Here is a 19357-nt window from a genome sequence, read left to right on the forward strand (position 1 = left end):
CCAATGAGTATGTTCGTTAATCATAATGTGCCCTCAAACAAGATTTGAAGATCTGATCATGACATTGAGATTTAGTTCAAAAAAATCCCCGCTAATTTCTTAGCAGGGATTTGTGTATAAGAGACAGCTTTTTAAGCGCCTTTTTTAATGCCTATTGAATAAGTCACTCCGTTTATAAATTACTTAAACTTTTTTACATACCTAAGCGTTATAAAGTTAATAATGGCAAGTAAAATTGCTATTTCGTAGCGGCTGTACGCTACGGCTATACCAATTAAACCCATATTCCAAATACTTGCTGCGGTTGCTGTGCCGGAGGTTGATTTGTTATTTTTCAAAATTGCGCCACCGCCAATAAAACCAATACCAGTAATGATGCCTTGCAACATTTTTGATTGAGCTTCTGCGCCATCTAAAACCGACATAGCAATTAATGCATACCCACACGATGCAACAGCAACAAGAGGAAAGGTACGAAGGCCTGCGCCATCATTACTACGCTCTCTGTCGTAAGCCATGGGTAGTGCAAGTAGGTATGCAATACCTAAGTGTATTAAGTTATCGATGATTTCATTCCACTGTAAATCAATTTCCATTACTGAGCCTGTGCTGGTTAACTTTGTTAATAATAAGCAAACAGCAAGCCATGGAATAAATGACTATTAATCAATGAGTTATTTTTAATGCCTGTATTTAACAAGAACTATTGAGGAAACTTTTACATGTTTTTATTACTATTTTACGCGATAGTTAATTTGATCTGAGTTTTAAAGCCCCGTATTCTTTTATCCAGACTAAAAGACACCTATGTGAATCTCTTGCCTTTAAATAAAACATTAAGCACACCCACTAAGCTTGAAAAAACAGCCTTACTATTTTGCGTTGGGTTATCTGTTATTGCTTTTTTATTTCCTGAATTACTCACAGAGCACTTACAACCCGCTATTAATAAAATTTTAGGTTATTTAGGGTCGCCATTTTTTATATTGGTAAACTTGTTACTTTTTTCTGTGATAGCTATTGCTATAAGCCCATTAGGGCAACGAAAAATAGGAGGAGCGCTAGCACTTGTTGAGTTTAGTACCTTGGTTGGCTTTCTATGTTGTTTGCAGCAGGGATGGGCTCAGGACTTATATTTTGGGGAGTAGCAGAGCCTGCACTACACACGGTTAACTCGCCTTTAAAGCAAAGCTTGTATCCCAACCACCAAACAAGTGGTTTGGCGCTTACCTTAGTTAATTGGGGCGCGCATGCATGGGCGCTCTATGCAGTATTTGGCTTGGTATTAGGTGGGCTTACTCGCAATAGTGGTAAAGCGGGCGATATTAGTGCTCCTGTGATCAGTGCAACTAAAGGCGTTATTAATCGGGCTTGGCAGTTACAGCTGAGCTTTAGCATTAAATTAATTGCCATACTTGCAATATTTTTTGGTGTCGTGGGCACAATTGCTAATTCAACTTTATTACTGCGTAAAGGGCTCGAGCTTGAGCTAGGGGTTGAATCGGCTTTATTTTCGGGGTTTATTATAATTTTTTTAATTGCGCTGCTTTATACCATTTCTGCAAAGTTGGGGCTTAAAAAAGGAATTCAAACTCTTAGTAAATTTAATGTGTTTTTAGCATTTGCACTTATAGCATGGCTATTAATTTTTGTGCCTATAAAGCCAATTATAGACATAGCTGTAGGCGGTACATGGGATTACATTCAGCTCATAACCACAGGTACATGGCAGTTTGAAAGCGTACTTAATGACCCCGCATGGGCAACAGGTTGGACATACAATTACTATTTTTGGTGGTTAGCTTGGGGCCCGTTTGTTGGTGCGTTTTTGGCAAAAATTAGCCAAGGACGGCCGGTTTGGCAATACATTTTAGGTGTCGTATTTGTACCAACCTTTGTGACTATTATATGGTTTAGTGTGTTTTCGGGCTCTGCAATTGCGTGGGATCAAACTCACAATGCAGGCATTTTAGAGGCTATTAAAGCCGATTATACGCAAGGGCTGTTTGTATTTTTCGAGCAATTAGGCTGGCAAGGCGGTCTATTAATTTGGTCAAGTTTATTGCTTCTACTCATTTTTGTAGCCACATCAGCAGACTCAGCTATTTTGGTTATTCGCCAATTAAGTGGTGCAAGTGAAGCTCAAACATGGAGCTTGTATGTTTGGTCGTTTGCACTAGGTTTATGCGCTTTTGTTTTGTTAGTACAAAACAATGAACCATTAAACAGAAGCGTTGCTATTATTGGAGCGCTTCCTTTTTTAATTATATTTATATTGCAATTAATTGGTTTTATTAAAGAGTTCATACGTGAATTTAAGCACTAAGGCTTACATTTATTTACAATGCTATTTTTAAAGTTGTATATAATTTAGGTAATTATATTGGTGGGGTTAATAATGCGTACTTTTTTGATTATTCTATTTTCAAATGTATTAATTGGTTGCGCTGCTGCGGGTATAATTTTAGATGGGGCAGCGCGCTCTCAACCTGGCCCAGTAAATGCGGGGCCTGTTGTAAAAGATAAAGAGGGCTTTAGCTTTACTAAACTCGGTGTTGAAGCCGATATGGCTATAGTTGAATTTATTAAAGGTAAGGGCAATAACAATACGGTACAAGTATGCAGGCAAGTGAGTAAAGTATTGAAAGAGTGTGTAGAGTTAGAAAAGTCATCCCTACACATTAATGAGCCTATGCAGTTAAAAACTGATGATGAAATAATAAGTGTTGGTCAATAAAGCTGCTTATAAAAAAGTAGCTATGATCGTAGCCTGCTTGCATTTCAAGTGTAAGCGGGTAGCCTTTTTTATCAGCAATAGCGACTAAGTTTTCTGGCTTAAGTTGCTCTTGTAAAAAGCCATCAGCATCACCTTGACTCACTAACATGGGTAAGTAATGAGCTTGCTCTGCGTTTTTCATCAGCTCGCAGCTATCATACTGTGCCCAAAGCGCCTTATCATTTCCTAAATAGCCAGTAAATGCTTTTACACCCCAAGGACATTCAATCGGATTTACAATAGGGCTAAAAGCCGAGGCACTTACAAACGAAGTCGGGTTTTTAAGTGCAACCATTAATGCACCGTGCCCGCCCATAGAGTGACCACTAATTGCTTTTGTGCTTGTTATCGGAAAATGTTGTTCAATAAGTGCTGGTAACTCACTAACAACATAATCGTACATATTAAAATGAGTGTTGTAAGGAGCTTGCGTGGCATTTACGTAAAAGCCTGCGCCTTGTGCAAAGTCGTAACTGTCTTCATTGGGTACGTTTTCGCCGCGCGGGCTGGTGTCAGGCGCTACAATAGCAATACCCAGCTCAGCTGCTTTTTTAAATGCGCCGGCTTTTTGCATAAAGTTTTCGTCGGTACAGGTTAAACCTGATAACCAATAAAGTACCGGTACTTTATTTGCTTCACTTGCGCCAGGTGGTAAAAATACGGCAAAGCGCATAGTGCAATGTGTACTTTGCGAGCTGTGAGTATATTGCTTATGCCAACCGCCAGACACTTTTACACTTGAGATATTTTCTAACATACTTAATCCTTAAAAGCCGTAAACTTAAAAGTATTACGGCTTATTAATAAGCTATTTTACTAATGCAGTTTATTAGTAATGAATGACTGTACGAATACTTTTACCTTCGTGCATTAAATCAAACGCTTCGTTAATTTGTTCAAGGCTCATTGTATGAGTAATAAAGTCGTTTAACGCAAATTCACCCGCCATGTAGCGCTCAACTATTTCAGGTAGTTGCGAGCGACCTTTAACGCCACCAAATGCACTACCACGCCATACACGCCCAGTTACCAGTTGGAACGGACGGGTTGATATTTCTTGGCCTGCACCGGCTACACCAATAATTACCGACTCACCCCAACCTTTATGACAACACTCAAGCGCAGAGCGCATTACATCAACATTACCAATACATTCAAACGAGTAGTCAACGCCACCGTCAGTCATTTCAACAATCACTTCTTGAACAGGCTTGTCGAAATCTTTTGGATTAATTAAATCAGTTGCACCAAGTTTTGTCGCTAAATCGAATTTAGTGGTGTTAATATCAACACCAATAATACGTCCAGCGCCTGCCATTTTTGCACCAATAATGGCAGATAAACCAATACCACCAAGGCCAAAAATTGCTACTGTGTCGCCAGGTTTTACGTTTGCAGTGTTTGTTACTGCGCCCATACCTGTTGTTACACCACAGCCTAGTAAACAAATCTCTTCTAAAGAGGCTTCTTTATTTACTTTAGCGAGTGAAATTTCTGGAAGCACTGTGTACTCAGAAAACGTTGAGCAACCCATGTAGTGGTATATTGGTTGGCCGTCTTTAAAAAAGCGTGTTGTGCCGTCTGGCATAAGGCCTTTACCTTGAGTTTCGCGCACAGCAGAACATAGGTTAGTTTTACCTGAAGTACACATTTTACAAACGCCACATTCAGCAGTGTATAGAGGAATAACATGATCCCCAACTTCAACACTGGTTACGCCTTCGCCAATTGCGTATACAACGCCTGCACCTTCATGGCCTAAAATAGCAGGGAAAATACCTTCAGGATCATCACCTGATAAAGTAAATGCATCGGTATGACATACACCAGTAGCGGTAATTTTTACCATTACTTCGCCTTTTTTAGGCATCATCACATCAACTTCTTCAACGCTAAGTGGTTGATTAGGACCCCAAGCAATAGCTGCTTTTGATTTAATAAATTCTGACATGTGTTTATCCTTTGTAGTGGTTAGATAATAATTGTAGACCCAATTTGCTTGGGTAATGTAGCTATTGTATTTGTTTCTCAAACAATGATAATCTCAATTTTATTAAAACACTTTTACAGCATGGTAATAATGACGCGTTGGAATGGAATAGATGAGTTTATAGCTGTAGGGGAGGAGGGCAGCTTTACTGCGGCTGCAAAAACGCTTGGACTTTCGGTTGCGCATATTAGCCGCCATGTTACAGCGCTTGAGCAACGTTTAAATACCCAGCTTTTAACCCGTACAACCCGTAAAGTGGTTTTAACCAAAGAAGGCGAAGTGTACTTACATCAAATAAAGCACTTACAACACGCTATGGACGAGGCAACTCAAGGCCTTGCTCAGCAACAAAGTACGCCTAAAGGTAAAATAAAGCTCACAGCACCAGTTATGTACGGAGAGAGCTTTATTATGCCCATAGTGCATAATTTTATGAAGGAGCATCCCGAGGTAGAAGTTGTTGCCACACTAAGTAACGAGCAAGAAAACTTATTAGAGGGCGGATTTGATTTAGCCATAAGGTTAGGGCATTTAAAAGATTCGAGCTTAAAAGCGCGTAGGTTAAGTGCGCGGCGTTTTATTATGTGCGCTGCACCGCAGTATTTAACGCGATTTGGTGAGCCGCATACTTTAGGCGAGCTAAACAGCCATGAATGTTTAATTGGGAATAGTAGCTACTGGCGCGTAAACGAAAATGGGCGCGATAAACACATTAAAATAGCAGGGCGGCTACAGTGTAATAGTGGTTGGGCGCTGGTGGATGGCGCAAAAAAGGGGCTCGGTATTGTACAACTCCCAGACTACTACATTGAAAACGAAATTAACTCAGGGCAATTGGTGCCTATTTTAACACCCTATCAACCACAGCAAGAAGGGGTATGGGGCGTATATCCACCAAGGCAGTTTGTGGCGACTAATGTACGGGTATTGCTCGATTATTTAGTTAAAGGGCTGAAAGCTTAACCGCGAATTAATGGTTAGGCATGTATTGCTGTAAATATAGCCAAGTATCAGATTTTTAAATTATTTCTTACATTTTACGCCATACCCAAAGGCACTTTTTTCGTGCTACTATTGCTCAATACTTTTACGATAAGTGTTAAAAATAATATGTTTCAACCGGTTAGCTTATTTATAGGGCTTAGATATAGTCGCTCATCTAAAGGAAATGCGTTTATATCGTTTATTTCGTTTTTTTCTATTGCCGGTATCGCTATTGGTTTAATGGCATTATTTACGGTAAGCAGTGTAATGAACGGGTTTGAAAATAGCCTCAAAACCAATATGCTCGGACTTATTCCGCATGTTGAAGTTAGCGCAGGTAAAAACACTGCCACCCAAATGGGCACCCTTAAAACCGACCTCGAACAATCTCCTTATGTTGATCATGTAAGCTTATATCGCCACGGCGAAGCTATTTTGCAAACAAATAAAGACTTGCACGGCGTTTTACTACAAGGCCTTTATAACGATAGTGGTTCTTTGTATAAAATTACCGATAAAATAGTGCAATGCGATTGGAAAACTGTATTAAACAAAAATTACAACATTGCTATAAGCCGTTATTTGAGTCGTAAATTAGGCGTTAGCGTGGGTGATAAGCTTCGCGTTATTATGCCTAATGCTTCAACGTATACACCTCTTGGGCGAGTACCCAGCCAGCGTTTATTTAAAGTTGCCGCAATATATGAAACCGGATCTGAGATAGATATGGCACTTGCGTTTACGAGTGGCGCTTCACTACAGCGGGTGTTAAAGCTGGATAAAAACACCGCACCAAATTTAAGTGTTTCATTGCACGAACCTTTCGAACTAGATGAATTTATTGAAGCAAGCCAACGTATTTTAAAAGATCACAATTACAGTGATTGGCGCAGTACCCAAGGTACTCTATTTGCAGCCGTTGCTATGGAAAAACGCATTATGTCTATGTTGCTTGCCCTCATTGTATTGGTCGCTGTGTTTAATATTGTATCAGCACTGACCATGATGGTAAGCGAAAAACAAGGTGAGGTAGCCATACTACAAACGTTAGGTTTAACACCTTCGCAAGTGCAAAAAGTGTTTATGGTGCAAGGCTTATATAACGGCGTAATTGGTACCGCAATAGGCGCATTTTTAGGTGTAATATTTAGTTTATATATAAATGAGCTACTTGCATTAGTGGGCTTAAACTTATTGGCGGGTATAGAGCTTCCGGTAAAATTTGATATTTTGAGTTTAGTAATAATAGCGTTTGCCAGTATTGCTATGAGCTTTTTAGCTACCTTATATCCTGCGCGTAAAGCCGCAAAAGTAAAACCAGCAGAGGTATTACGTTATGAATGATTTAGTAATTAGTTGTGAAAATTTAAGTAAAGTTTATCAAGATGGCAGCAACCAAGTTGAAGTATTAAAAGGTGTTGATTTAGCGCTGCAGCAAGGTGAGATGCTCGCTATTGTAGGGAGCTCTGGCTCTGGTAAAAGTACGCTTTTACACATACTTGGCACATTAGATACTGCAAGCTCAGGTAGCGCTAAAATTAAAAACCAAGAAGTTGCAAAACTTTCGCGAACAGAGCAAGCCGCATTTAGAAACAAAAATTTGGGCTTTATCTATCAATTTCATCACTTATTAATGGAGTTTAGCGCAGTTGAAAACGTGGCTATGCCATTATTAATTAAAGGCTTGAGTGCAAAAGAAGCCAAAGCTCAAGCGCTCGATATGCTCGAAAAAGTAGGCCTTGCACATCGCAGCTCGCATAAACCGTCTGCGCTTTCTGGTGGAGAGCGCCAACGCGTGGCAATTGCCCGTGCATTGGTTACAAAACCTGCGCTTGTGCTTGCTGATGAACCAACCGGTAATTTAGATAAACAAAATGCGATTAAAATTTACGATTTAATTAATGAGCTTAACCAAAGCTTAAACACCAGTTTTGTGGTAGTTACACACGATTTAGAACTTGCCGATAAGCTAGGCAAAATAGCTTATTTAGACGATGGAAAACTAGCTATTAAAGAGTCGCAGCATGTTGCTTAGTGCATTTTTAAGTAAACGTTTTAGAGCCTATTCAGGCCACAAAGATGAAAAAAACGGCTTTGTTAGTTTTATCGCTAAAGCGTCGACTATTGGTATTTTATTAGGTGTCGCAGTTTTAATTGTGGCGCTGTCGGTAATTAATGGTTTTGAGCAGCAACTAGTACATAGATTGCTAAGTGTTGTGCCGCAGGTTGAATATGTAGCACCAAGTAGACCCATTGCAAATTGGCCGCAAAAGGTAGAGGATTTACAAACACAACCGCATGTAACAGGGGCTGCGCCATTTATTGCCGTTAACGGAATGGCGCAATATAAAAGCCAGCTAAAAGCGATAGAAATTCGAGGTGTTGAGCCATCGCTCGAGAGTAATGTATCGGCGGTAAATCAGTTTACTAGTGGTAAGTTAGTGAGCCAGTTAGGCCTTGACGATGTAATTTTAGGTAAGCAAATAGTAAAACAGTTAGATGCAAAAGTAGGCGACAACATTACGTTACTTATTCCGCAAATAGGCCAAAAAGGTCAGTCATTATTAGCGCCTAAACGCGTAACACTTAACCTTGCAGGTGTTATAGAAATGGGCGGCCCCATTGATAGTACCGCTGCGTTTATACATCTTAATAAAGCGCAGCAAACATTGGGTTACGATGAAACTCAAGTAACAGGGCTGCGGTTAAGTGTTGATGATGTGTTTTCGGCGCACCAAATAGCGCTAAAAGTGGGCCAAACTATTGACGACTACGTGTATGTTTCCAGTTGGTTTAGAACCCAAGGCAGCCTTTATCAAGATATTCAAATGGTACGTACCATTGTTTATATTGTGGTGTTTTTAATTATAGCGGTAGCCAGTTTTAATATTGTGTCCTCCTTGGTAATGGAAGTACGCGAAAAACAAGGCAATATCGCAATTTTAAAAACCATGGGCGCGAAAGACAGTACTATTTTAGCCACCTTTGTAATGCAAGGCTTAATGCAAGCATTTGTAGGCGTGGCACTAGGAACACTAATTGGTGTGGTATTAGCGCTTAATATAAGTGAGCTTTTTACGTGGATAAGCCAATTATTTGGAGCCAATCCACTTGAGGGCGTTTATTTTATAGAGTTTTTACCAAGTAAATTAGTACTTGAAGACATTGGTATTACAGTGATTGTTACGTTTGTGCTTGCGATACTTGCCACTATTTATCCTGCATGGCAAGCAACGCGCGTAGATCCTGCCAAGGTGCTTGGTAACTAGGTATAAGAAGCTCAGATAAAAATTAATAGGGTGGTATTAGTAAACCTGTTAAACTAGGTGCTTATTTAAAATTAAGCAATAACTGCTTGGTTGCTATACCTCACTTTGGGATTTACTTTGACTAATAACGATATTTTACGCCGCATTCGCTACACCTTTAACTTAACTGATACTGCTATGGTCAATGTTTTTGCATCAGCAGAGCATACGGTCACCAAAGAGCAAGTAATTGCATGGTTAACTAAAGAAGGTGAAGAGGCTTTTACCCCAATAAGTGATACTGAGTTTGCTAGCTTTTTAAATGGGTTTATTAATACCCAACGTGGCAAACGCGAAGGTGAGCAACCAGAGCCTGAGAAGAAGCTAAATAATAATATTATTTTCATGAAGCTACGTATTGCTTTAAACATGAAAGCAGAAGATGTTATAGCAACACTTGCACTTGTTGATTTTGATTTAAGTAAACATGAGTTAAGCGCATTTTCTCGAAAAATAGATAACAAACATTATCGTATTTGTAACGATCAAATATTACGCCTGTTTTTAACCGGCGTACAAAAGCAGCACCGTCCAGAAGAGTCTGCTGAGTAACTGGTTTTAGCTAATTAGCTTTTAGTTAATGGGTTTTTTGCGAGCGCAATGCAGTATAAAACCCATTAATTGTTATATTTTTAAACAAACCCACACCTAACCTAATACTTCTAAAATTCCCTTTTGAAAATATAGAAACTCACTTGGCACTGTTCCGTTTTTAAATCTGTGAATTTAAATTCATCTTTAATAAATAAAAATCAAACTTCCAATCAAAAATAATTCACGTAGCTCGCGTTAAATATCTCAATTTTTCATGCTAAGGTAATAGTTAATTATATTAAATTAAGACCTTAAAGCATGAATCATAAACTTGATCACGTTTACTTTAACATCTGATAAATACTTTTATTATTAACACGGAAGAATAATTATGAATTATATCCATAGCACAATCGCACAATTAAAAACTAGTAGTCCTGCACAATGCGAGTTTTATCAAGCTGTTGAAGAAGTACTTGAATCACTCGAACCTATCTTGGAAAACTCAGAAAAATACAAAAAAAATGCCATTATACAACGCTTAGTTGAGCCCGAACGCCAAATTATGTTTAGAGTTCCTTGGGTTGATGACGAAGGCAATATTCAGGTAAATAAAGGCTACAGAATTGAGTTTAACTCTGCACTTGGCCCCTATAAAGGTGGCTTACGTTTTCACCCAAGTGTGAATGCCAGCATAATTAAATTTTTAGGGTTTGAGCAAATATTTAAAAATGCTTTAACAGGTTTACCGATCGGTGGTGGTAAAGGCGGGGCAAACTTTGATCCAAAAGGGCGCTCAGATGCTGAAATAATGCGTTTTTGCCAATCATTTATGAGCGAGCTCTATCGCCATATTGGCCCTACAACCGACGTACCCGCTGGAGACATTGGAGTAGGGGCAAGAGAAATAGGTTACTTGTTTGGTCAATATAAGCGTTTGACTGGGCGCTATGAAGGTGTTTTAACAGGTAAAAGCTTATTGTGGGGTGGATCGCTTGTACGAAAAGAAGCCACGGGATACGGCGCTGTTTATTTTGCTGACTACATGCTGCAAGCGCGCGGCGATAGCCTACAAGGTAAGCGCTGCTTGGTCTCGGGCGCAGGTAATGTTGCTATTTATGCTATGGAAAAGCTTTATCAAATGGGGGCAACACCAGTAAGTTGCAGCGACTCTCGTGGCACTGTGTATCATGAATCGGGTATAGATTTAAATCTTATTAAATGTTTGAAAGAGCAATCGCGTGATTGCTTGAGCGCATATAAACAAACTCACCCCGATGCTATTTATATTCCTGTAAATGACTACCCTAAAGATGGGCACGCTGTTTGGCGCTTTAATGCTGCCGCTGCTTTTCCGTGCGCCACACAAAATGAATTAACACAGGCAGACGCTAACGCATTATTATCCGGCGGTTGTTTATTAGTAAGTGAAGGCGCAAACATGCCTTCAACAAAAGAGGCTATTGATTGCTTTATTGCTGCAAAAATTGCGTATGGACCAGGTAAAGCGGCCAATGCCGGCGGCGTTGCAACAAGCCAATTAGAAATGGCACAAAATGCGAGTATGCAAAGTTGGACCTTTGAAGAAGTTGACGAAAAGCTAAAACAAATTATGAAAAATATATTTGTTACCGCCAACGACACTGCTACAGAATTTGGTGAGCCTGGAAACCTTTTATTAGGCGCTAACATTGCAGGCTTTAAGCGCGTCGCCGATGCAATGATTGAGCAGGGCGTCGTTTAATATTAAAGCTGAACAATAAGGCTTTACTATAATGTGATTTTAAAACTAGCCATAAAATTGAGTATATTATGGTTAGTTTTAAATATTAACGCCATTAGTGAACTATAACCCTATAAAGCTGGGCTATAACAGCGTAGGATCAAGTTACTTTCGAATGAAAATTAGGTTTGCACTTTAGGTGCATTAAGACAAAAAATTATGCAACTAACTGCAAAACCATCACTTCCTAATGCGTTACTTATTTCTATTAGTACACCACAATTTAAAGGTGACGAAGCAACAGAGTCGCTTGCAGAGCTTGCTCGTTTGGTAACTACGTTAGGCTTTAAAGTAGTAGGTACACAATCGCAAAAGCAAAGTTCTACCCAAAAAGTTAATGTACTAGGCTCAGGAAAACTAGCTGAAATAGCACATCTTACCGGCAATAAAGGGATGGTTGAAGACGAGCAAGAAGATAATTTACTTGATGAAGACCCTTTAACCGAAATATCGTCAGAAATTCCATCAAACGATTTAGATTTTGCATGTGCCGATGTAGTGGTATTTGACTGTGATTTAACGCCTTCTCAACTACGTAATGTTGAGAACCAGCTGGGTGTAGAAGTATTTGATCGCACCGGTATTATCATTGAAATATTTAGCCGACATGCGCGTACTAAAACTGCAAAACTACAAGTTGAAATTGCTCGCCTTAATTATGTAGCGCCACGGCTTCGTGAAACATCAACAGGTGATAAAGAACGCCAAATGGGTAAAGGTACGGGTGAAACCACACTTGAGCTTAATCGCCGTAAGGTGCGCGATCAATTAGCAGAATTAAAGCGTGAGCTTGTTAGTGTTCAAGATGTAATGATGGACAGACGTACGCAGCGCTCTGAGCTATTTTCAGTGGCTTTAATTGGGTACACCAATGCGGGCAAGTCATCAATGATGCGCGCAATTACAGGTAGTGATGTAGAAGGCGAAAATAAACTCTTTGCAACGCTAGATACGACTGTTCGCGCACTGTACCCGATTACGCAGCCACGTATATTGGTTTCAGATACGGTTGGTTTTATTAAAAAATTACCTCATGATTTGGTGGCTTCATTTCATTCAACGCTCGCTGAGGCACATGATGCGTCGTTATTGCTGTATGTTGTAGATGCTTCAGATCCTTCTTTTCGCTCACAACTTGAAGTAGTACATAAAGTACTGGCAGAAGTTGGGGTGGAAGGCAGCAAAAAATTATTAGTACTGAATAAGTCAGACCAATTAAGTACTGAGCAGCAGCAGTCGCTAATGGATGAATTTCCTGATGCGATGATGACCTCTACGCGTAATCCAGATGATATTAGTAAATTGCACAAATATATTATTGGCATTGCTCAAGAGGACATGATTGAAGAAGAGATTGTTATACCGTACACAGCCAAAGGTATCGTGGGCGAAATCCGATCGAGTATGAGTGTTGTTAAAGAAGAATATGAATACAGCCATATTAAATTAACAGTGCGCTCGAGTGCGATTGATTTAGAACGTTTAAAAAAGAGAATGCTGAATTTATAATAAATTCAGTACATAAAAAGCACAGCCAATTGGCTGTGCTTTTTAGTATTAGTCCTAATATACGTAAATTTAACGCTTCTAGCTCTGAACATAGCTCTGAGATAAATTCCCTATCCAGAGCCTCAGTTACTTAGAGACGAAACTAGGAAAAAGCCTTATCGCTTAGCTCTTCTTGCATTTGCTCACGCATTTTAAATTTTTGCAGTTTACCTGTTACCGTCATTGGGTAGTTTTCTACAAAACGGATATGTCGTGGCATTTTAAAATAGGCTAGTTTGTCTTTTAAAAACTCACGAATTGCTTGCTCATCAAGCACAGCGTCTTCTTTTGGTTGGATCCAAGCGCACACTTCCTCGCCATACCTTTCATCTGTTATACCAAATATGGCAGCATCTTGAATGCCCGGGTAGGTGTAAAGCACTTCTTCTATTTCTCGAGGGTAAATGTTTTCGCCGCCGCGAATAATCATATCTTTAATGCGGCCAACAATCGTGACAAATCCTTCTGTATCCATGACACCTAAATCGCCAGAGTGTAGCCAACCACTTTCATCTATTGTGGCTTTTGTTTTAGCATCGTCATTCCAATAGCAGCGCATTATGCCTGGACCTTTACTACACACTTCGCCAGGTTGACCAATTTTTTGAATGTTACCCAGTTCGTCAATTATTTTAACCTCAGTATGGGCAAGTGCGCGGCCAACCGTCGTTACTTGCCGCTCTATTGAAGAGTCTGTTTCGGTAATGTTGTTTATGGTGCTGCACTCCGTTTGCCCGTAAGCAATCAGTACTTGATGCATGTTCATTTGTGTTTGTACTTTGCGCATTACTTGCTCTGGGCATGTAGAGCCTGCCATTACACCCGTGCGTAAAGTACTTAAGTCATAATCGTTAAAATTACTTAGCTCAAGCTCACTAATAAACATAGTAGGTACACCGTGCAGCGCTGTACATCCTTCTTGTTGAACTACATCTAGTGTGGTTTTTGCATCGAATGAATCGCCTGGGTAAATGGCTGCTGCACCTTTACTAACACACAATAAGCTACCCAATACCATTGCAAAGCAATGATATAATGGGATAGGGATACATAACTTGTCATCGCTCGTAAAGTGCATAGATTCGGCGACGAATAGCGCATTATTTAAAATGTTTTTATGCGTGAGCGTTGCGCCTTTTGGGTTGCCTGTTGTGCCTGTTGTGCCTGATGTAAATTGTATATTGATGTCTTGCTCAGCATTTAAGTTTGCACCTATTGCTTTTAATTCAAGCTCATGTGCCGATGTTGGCAAGTTAATAACATCATTAAAAGAGTACATACCAGGAGATGCTTCATCGCCAATGCGGATTATATTTTTAAGAGTGGGCAGTGCTTTTAAATTGAGTGTGCCTTTATCGCAAGTTGCAAGTTCTGGAGCCAAACCATTGAGCATTTCTAAATAATCACTGCCTTTAAAGTTTGATGCTGTGATTAGAGTAGAGCATTCAACACTATTTAAGGCGTATTGTAATTCGTTAGGGCGATATGCAGGGTTTATGCAAACCATTATTGCGCCAATTTTTGCGGTTGCAAATTGGGTTAAGCACCACTCAATATTATTAGGAGACCAAATACCAACACGCTCGCCTGGTTTCACGCCAAGTGCCAGCAACCCCATAGCAAGTTGATTAACTTCTTTTTGAAATTCTTTATACGTTAAGCGAATACCCTGGTGATGAACTACAACAGCTAACGCCTCTGGATTTTTGTCGACAATAAAGTCAAAGTACTCGCCTATAGTTGAATTTGTTAAAGGTGTGCTTTGTATACCTTTAAATAGCTTTGCGATAACGGTAAGTGATTTATTTGTTCTACTTCTTTTACCGCAATAGTGTGTGTGTGCATTGCTCTCTCCATGAAAATGTGTGTGAGTTATGTAAACTACAAAGTTAAAATAAACACATATTGTCGACAAAGAGAAGTGCAGTTAGACTAATGTATTATTAGATTAATAAAAGCTAATAATACTTTTTAGATACAAAAAAACGCGTCTTACACTGTAAGTACGCGTTTTTAAACGAGCAATAACTTTACATTTCGTCGCTGCGGTATGTTTTTTTCATTATGTAAACGTAAGCGTTTACAAAAGCATTTTCTTGGTACTTTTTAAGGCCTGTTTCTTCAAAATCAATAGGAATAGGATTACGCTTTACCTGTTCTTTAATTTCAGTTGTGGTAAATAAACGTACGTCTAAATTGTCGATTAATTGAATCGCAGTTTCCATTTTGAATCCTTTTGCGCTGCCAGCAAATTTACCTTTAGGCTGACGCTCACGGATTGCAACAGAATCAATTTGGTAATCTTGCATTAGTTTTGCAAAATCGAATTGAAATTTACGCATTACTTCAGTGTCGTTACCGTTACCTAAGGTAAAGCGTGTTTGGCGCACATCGCGAATATCAAATACGTCATTATCTTTACTTAAAATACAAAGTAGTACATCACTACCGGTAATTTCTACACCACATGTTCTCATGTCTATTCTCTAAAATAACTTAATTACGCAGTATTATACGCAACACACATTAAAATGCGAGTGTAGGTATAGTTGTAGGTGCGTAATTAGTGTGTTGATGATTTTATATTTTAATGAAATGATTTTTTTTGCTCTAAAAGTTACATTTTGTGCTCAAAACGGGTGGATTTCACCCCTTAAAACTTGTAATTAAATGCGCAGCACGCGACAATATATCTTTGTAGTTGTACAGACTCTGCATCTACATTTATTAGTCAATGCTTATTCGTAAAAGCGTTGTCGACTCATTCTCATTTAATTTATTAAAAATACACGTGATACATTGTAGGTGTCACCACTGTAGCAAGGATTTATAATGCCAGTTATTACTCTTCCAGACGGAAGTCAACGTAGTTTTGAAAACCCTGTAAGCACGCTTGATGTTGCAAACGATATTGGCCCAGGTTTAGCTAAAGCGACCATTGCGGGTCGTGTTAATGGCGACCGTGTTGATGCATGTGATAAAATTTGTGAAGACTCTCGTCTTGAGATCATTACCGCTAAAGACGATGACGGCCTTGAAATCATTCGTCACTCTTGTGCTCACTTAATTGGTCATGCAGTTAAGCAACTTTTCCCAGACGCGAAAATGGCAATTGGTCCTACCATTGATAACGGTTTTTACTACGATATCGATATGGAACATTCATTATCACAAGATGATCTTGAAGCAATTGAAAAGCGTATGTTGCAACTTGCAAAAACCAACTACGACGTAGTGAAAAAAACAGTAAGCTGGCAAGAAGCACGCGATACATTTGAAGCGCGTGGCGAAACATACAAAATAGAAATTCTGGACGAAAACATCGCTAAAGATGACCGCCCAGGATTATATCATCACGAAGAATATGTAGACATGTGTCGTGGACCTCACGTTCCTAACATGAAATTTTGCCAAAACTTCAAAATAATGAAAGTTGCGGGTGCATATTGGCGTGGTGATTCAGAAAACAAAATGCTACAACGCATTTACGGCACAGCGTGGGGCGATAAAAAGCAACTTAAAGCGTATTTAAAACGCCTTGAAGAAGCTGAAAAACGCGATCACCGCCGTATTGGTAAAGCGCTTGATTTATGGCATTGGCAAGAAGAAGCGCCAGGCATGGTATTTTGGCACAACGATGGTTGGAGCATTTACCGCGAGCTTGAAGAATTTGTACGTGAAAAGTTACGCGAATATGAGTACGAAGAAGTAAAAGGTCCAATGATGATGGACCGTTCACTTTGGGAAAAATCAGGTCACTGGGAAAAATATTCAGAAGCAATGTTTACCACTGAGTCTGAAAAGCGTGAATACGCGATTAAACCAATGAACTGCCCAGGACACGTGCAGATCTTTAACCAGGGTTTAAAATCGTACCGTGATTTACCACTTCGTATGGCTGAATTTGGTTGTTGTCACCGTAATGAACCATCAGGTGCACTACACGGTTTAATGCGTGTACGTGGCTTTACACAAGATGATGCTCACATTTTCTGTACCGAAGAGCAGATAATGGACGAAGTTTCAGCGTGTATTAAGATGGTTTATGATACATATGAAACATTCGGATTTGAGAAGATTGTAGTTAAGCTATCTACTCGCCCAGAACAACGCATTGGTGAAGACCATATGTGGGATAAAGCAGAGCTTGCTTTAGCCGAAGCACTTAAGCTAAACGATATTGAATTTGATTATCTTCCGGGTGAAGGCGCGTTTTATGGTCCGAAGATTGAATTTACTTTATACGATTGTTTAGACAGAGCGTGGCAGTGTGGTACAGTGCAATTAGACTTTGCATTACCGGGGCGTTTAGGCGCTACTTATGTAGCAGAAAATAACGAACGTCGTACACCTGTAATGATACATCGTGCTATTTTAGGTTCTATTGAACGCTTTATTGGCATTTTAACTGAAGAGTACGCTGGTTTATTCCCGACGTGGCTTGCGCCAAAGCAAGTGGTAATTATGAATATTACCGATAAACAGGCTCCTTATGTTAAAGAAGTTGTACAAAAATTAAATAAACTTGGAATTAGAGCCGCTGCTGACTTGAGAAATGAGAAGATTGGCTTTAAAATCCGTGAGCATACACTGAAGCGTATTCCATACTTGCTTGTTATTGGCGATAAAGAAGTTGAACAACAAGAAGTAGCAGTGCGTACTCGCACAGGTGAAGACCTTGGCAAATTTAATGTTGATGATTTTGTAGCTAAAATTAGCGAAGAAATTAAAAATCGACAGTAAAAATCGAGCGTGTAAGGCATTAACAAACAGCCAATTACACGCTTATATTATTGATATTCTTGGAGGAACGTACTATTAGAGGCGGCAAGAAAGGGCAACAAACAGCTCAAAAAAATCGTATTAACGAAGAAATTACAGCGCAAGAAGTTCGTTTAATTGACATTGAAGGCGAACAAGCTGGAATTCAGTCATTACAAGACGCGCAAACTATGGCCGATGCAGCGGGTGTTGATCTTGTTGAGATCAGTCCAAACGCTGAGCCGCCTGTTTGTAGAATCATGGATTACGGTAAGTTCATCTTTGAAAAAAGCAAAGAACTAAAAGAGCAGAAGAAGAAGCAAAAGCAAATCCAGATAAAAGAAATCAAATTCCGTCCTGGTACGGATGAAGGTGATTATCAGGTTAAGCTTCGCAACTTACGTAAGTTCTTAGAAGCTGGCGATAAAGCTAAGATTACTATCCGCTTCCGTGGTCGTGAAATGGCTCACCAAGAAATTGGTATAGAATTATTAAACCGTATCAAAGCCGATTTAGAAGAACTTGCAGTAGTTGAGTCTTTCCCAAATCGTGTTGAAGGTCGCCAAATGGTTATGATGATGGCGCCTGTTGCTAAAAAATAATTTTTAAGCGATAATACGCACCGAAATTAGCTCAGGTCTGCAAGTAATATGCGAATATTCACCTGAGTTAACCGGTATTAAAGTAAGATTGCGGCATTTATGCTGGGTCTTCACCGGAACATGGCAGTAAGTTAGGCCTAAAAGTGGAGCTATAGAAATATATCTCACGCCTGCTTACTAATTTAAAAGCAATACAATTTGGAGTTATTGCAATGGCTTATAAGCTAAAAAGTCACAGTGGCGCTGCTAAGCGTTTCAAAAAGACTGCTTCTGGCGGTTTCAAGCGTAAACAAGCGCATCTTCGTCATATTCTGACTAAGAAAACTTCTAAGCGTAAGTTACACCTACGTCCTAAGATGATGGTTCATAAAAATGACCATGGTCTAGTTTCTCGTATGTTACCGTTCGCTTAATAGGGGTTTTTAGAAATGGCAAGAGTTAAACGCGGCGTTGTCGCACGTGCACGTCACAAAAAAGTTTTAAAACAAGCAAAAGGTTACTACGGAGCTCGTTCACGTGTTTACCGCGTAGCTTTCCAGGCTGTTACTAAAGCGGGTCAATACGCTTACCGTGACCGTCGTGCGAAGAAACGTACTTTCCGTCAATTATGGATTGCACGTATCAATGCTGCTTCACGTCAAAATGGTCTGTCTTACAGCCGTTTTATCAATGGTCTTAAAAAGACATCTGTAGAAATCGATCGTAAGATCCTTGCAGATATCGCTGTTTATGACCAAGTTGCATTCGCAGCGCTTGTAGAAAAAGCAAAAGAAGGCCTAGCCGCTTAAGCTTTTTCATATAAGTATTAAAAAGGAGCCTATGGCTCCTTTTTTGTTTGCCCAGCGAAGCTGGCAAACCCGATAGGCTGAAAGATGCCTTATCACCCTGACTAAGGGGAAGATAATCTGAATGGCAAGGGCGTCACTGGCCAACGGTGGGGTCTGAAGGAAGCCATAAGAAGTTAGAGGTACACAACTAACCGTAACCTGTTTCGGCAGTATTGGTGGGTCAGCGTGCAAAATAGCGCAACGCCCTATACTTAGTCAGACCAATACTGTGCTTGAGGGTGGG

The 19357-nt window shown here is 39.7% G+C and carries 16 protein-coding genes and 2 pseudogenes; 13 read left to right on the forward strand and 5 right to left on the reverse strand.

Features of this window, described 5'->3' with window-relative positions:
* Positions 1 to 179: 179 nt before the first annotated feature.
* Positions 180 to 596 carry an MgtC/SapB family protein gene (locus QL998_RS17875; protein WP_024590122.1) on the reverse strand — a complete coding sequence of 139 codons (417 nt, stop codon included), beginning with the start codon at positions 594 to 596 and terminating at the stop codon, positions 180 to 182.
* Between the two features lie 213 nt (positions 597 to 809).
* Here QL998_RS17875 and QL998_RS17880 point away from each other — a divergent pair.
* A pseudogene (locus QL998_RS17880) lies at positions 810 to 2326 on the forward strand (BCCT family transporter).
* A 72-nt stretch (positions 2327 to 2398) separates the two neighbouring features.
* Complete coding sequence (locus QL998_RS17885) at positions 2399 to 2737, forward strand: hypothetical protein (protein WP_154903207.1); 339 nt, start codon at positions 2399 to 2401, stop codon at positions 2735 to 2737.
* On the opposite strand, the gene fghA is transcribed toward QL998_RS17885, so the two are convergent.
* Complete coding sequence (fghA, locus tag QL998_RS17890; protein ID WP_290193199.1) at positions 2691 to 3533, reverse strand: S-formylglutathione hydrolase; 843 nt, start codon at positions 3531 to 3533, stop codon at positions 2691 to 2693. The genes QL998_RS17885 and fghA overlap by 47 nt on opposite strands.
* A 72-nt stretch (positions 3534 to 3605) precedes the next feature.
* On the reverse strand, positions 3606 to 4727 hold the full coding sequence (locus tag QL998_RS17895; RefSeq protein ID WP_165723406.1) for an S-(hydroxymethyl)glutathione dehydrogenase/class III alcohol dehydrogenase: 1122 nt from the start codon (positions 4725 to 4727) through the stop codon (positions 3606 to 3608).
* A 129-nt stretch (positions 4728 to 4856) separates the two neighbouring features.
* Here QL998_RS17895 and QL998_RS17900 point away from each other — a divergent pair, with 129 nt between their 5' ends.
* The 7 genes from QL998_RS17900 to hflX all read left to right on the forward strand — a co-directional run bounded on the left by QL998_RS17900 (position 4857) and on the right by hflX (position 12884).
* Positions 4857 to 5729, forward strand: coding sequence for a LysR family transcriptional regulator (locus QL998_RS17900; protein WP_290193200.1), 873 nt, complete (start codon positions 4857 to 4859; stop codon positions 5727 to 5729).
* A 147-nt stretch (positions 5730 to 5876) separates the two neighbouring features.
* Entirely contained in the window at positions 5877 to 7094 is a 1218-nt protein-coding gene (locus QL998_RS17905) for a lipoprotein-releasing ABC transporter permease subunit (RefSeq protein WP_290193201.1), read from the forward strand.
* On the forward strand, positions 7087 to 7785 hold the full coding sequence (gene lolD, locus QL998_RS17910) for a lipoprotein-releasing ABC transporter ATP-binding protein LolD (protein ID WP_182195546.1): 699 nt from the start codon (positions 7087 to 7089) through the stop codon (positions 7783 to 7785). The genes QL998_RS17905 and lolD overlap by 8 nt, the downstream gene beginning before the upstream one ends.
* Positions 7775 to 9019: a lipoprotein-releasing ABC transporter permease subunit gene (locus QL998_RS17915; RefSeq protein WP_182195549.1), complete on the forward strand. Its 1245-nt coding sequence runs from the start codon at positions 7775 to 7777 to the stop codon at positions 9017 to 9019. Before lolD ends, QL998_RS17915 begins: the two co-directional genes overlap by 11 nt.
* 117 nt (positions 9020 to 9136) lie before the next feature.
* Entirely contained in the window at positions 9137 to 9610 is a 474-nt protein-coding gene (locus QL998_RS17920; protein WP_290193202.1) for a DUF1456 family protein, read from the forward strand.
* Positions 9611 to 9983: 373 nt separating this feature from the next.
* A complete protein-coding gene (gdhA, locus tag QL998_RS17925) occupies positions 9984 to 11336 on the forward strand; it encodes an NADP-specific glutamate dehydrogenase (protein WP_154903197.1) in 1353 nt (450 codons plus the stop codon).
* Positions 11337 to 11534: 198 nt separating this feature from the next.
* On the forward strand, positions 11535 to 12884 hold the full coding sequence (gene hflX / locus QL998_RS17930) for a GTPase HflX (protein WP_290193203.1): 1350 nt from the start codon (positions 11535 to 11537) through the stop codon (positions 12882 to 12884).
* A gap of 142 nt (positions 12885 to 13026) precedes the next feature.
* On the opposite strand, the pseudogene QL998_RS17935 reads toward hflX, so the two are convergent.
* Together QL998_RS17935 and QL998_RS17940 are read right to left on the reverse strand one after the other, a co-directional pair.
* A pseudogene (locus QL998_RS17935) lies at positions 13027 to 14768 on the reverse strand (AMP-binding protein).
* A gap of 185 nt (positions 14769 to 14953) precedes the next feature.
* Positions 14954 to 15400 (reverse strand): DUF3010 family protein, encoded by a 447-nt coding sequence (locus QL998_RS17940; protein ID WP_007582681.1) that lies wholly within the window; start codon positions 15398 to 15400, stop codon positions 14954 to 14956.
* A 355-nt stretch (positions 15401 to 15755) separates the two neighbouring features.
* Here QL998_RS17940 and thrS point away from each other — a divergent pair, with 355 nt between their 5' ends.
* The 4 genes from thrS to rplT all read left to right on the forward strand — a co-directional run bounded on the left by thrS (position 15756) and on the right by rplT (position 19074).
* Entirely contained in the window at positions 15756 to 17666 is a 1911-nt protein-coding gene (thrS, locus tag QL998_RS17945) for a threonine--tRNA ligase (RefSeq protein ID WP_290193204.1), read from the forward strand.
* A 59-nt stretch (positions 17667 to 17725) separates the two neighbouring features.
* Complete coding sequence (infC, locus tag QL998_RS17950) at positions 17726 to 18286, forward strand: translation initiation factor IF-3 (protein WP_002960714.1); 561 nt, start codon at positions 17726 to 17728, stop codon at positions 18284 to 18286.
* Between the two features lie 212 nt (positions 18287 to 18498).
* Positions 18499 to 18699, forward strand: coding sequence for a 50S ribosomal protein L35 (rpmI, locus tag QL998_RS17955; RefSeq protein WP_002960713.1), 201 nt, complete (start codon positions 18499 to 18501; stop codon positions 18697 to 18699).
* Between the two features lie 15 nt (positions 18700 to 18714).
* Positions 18715 to 19074, forward strand: a complete 360-nt coding sequence (gene rplT / locus QL998_RS17960) for a 50S ribosomal protein L20 (RefSeq protein ID WP_002960711.1) — start codon at positions 18715 to 18717, stop codon at positions 19072 to 19074.
* The last annotated feature ends 283 nt before the right edge of the window (positions 19075 to 19357 follow it).

The organism is Pseudoalteromonas sp. APC 3691, assembly GCF_030408135.1.
Taxonomy (GTDB): Bacteria; Pseudomonadota; Gammaproteobacteria; order Enterobacterales; family Alteromonadaceae; genus Pseudoalteromonas.